Annotated in this window: 1 protein-coding gene; it reads left to right on the forward strand. The window is 37.1% G+C overall.

Annotated features, from left to right (window positions below; genetic code table 11):
- On the forward strand, positions 1–929 hold a 929-nt coding region (gene tnpC / locus NEH75_RS12165; RefSeq protein WP_262948930.1), incomplete at both ends, for an IS66 family transposase.

The following is a 929-nucleotide window of genomic DNA, read 5'->3' on the forward strand; positions in this document are numbered from 1 at the left end:
ATGGTTTTAAAAAGACAAAAAGTTTGCGTCAACCTTCAAATAAAAAAACGGGTGGTCAAGTCGGGCATAAAGGTTCAACCTTAAAAATGGTAGAAGATCCGGATCTTGTCGTCACACATCATCCGCAAACTTGCCAAGGGTGTGGGTGTTGTTTAGAAAACGTTGAACCTCAAAAAACGATTCGACGTCAAGTCTTCGATTTATCCCCCTTAAACATTCAGGTGACTGAACATCAAGCCCTAATTAAAGTATGCCCTAACTGTTACTATAAAAATGAAGGACCATTTCCGAAACATGTCACGCAACCGACACAATATGGACCTCATTTAACAAGTGTACTCTCTTATTTAAGTCACTATCAATTGATTCCATTCAACCGTCTGAAACAATTGACTCAAGATATTTTCAGATTGACCATTAGCCAAGGAACACTCGTGAATATGACGAAACGATTTTATGAATTATTAGAAACGACTGAAGCTTCTATCAAAGAAAACCTTCTGGCATCAAGTTATCTTCATTTAGATGAAACAGGATGTTATGTCAATGGAAAGAGACAATGGCTTCATGTGACTTCAAATAAACGATATACTCACTACTTTATTCATGAAAAGCGCGGATCTCAAGCGATTGAAGCCAATGGAATTCTTCCCTCTTTCAAAGGAACCGTCATCCATGATCATTGGACACCGTATTTTAAATATGATGATTGCACTCATGCTTTATGTAACGTTCATCATTTAAGAGAATTCAAAGGAATCATCGAGTTTGAGAACCAACAGTGGGCAAAAGACATGACGGAATTATTGCTTGAAGCTAAAACTTATTCAGAAGAGACTGAATATCCTTTACCCTTATCTAAAATACAGGAGTTTGAGAAACGATACCAACAAATCATCGAAGAGGGTTACCGTGAGAATCCTTTAAAA

The organism is Turicibacter sp. T129 (genome assembly GCF_025594975.1).
Taxonomy (GTDB): Bacteria; Bacillota_I; Bacilli_A; order MOL361; family Turicibacteraceae; genus Turicibacter; species Turicibacter bilis.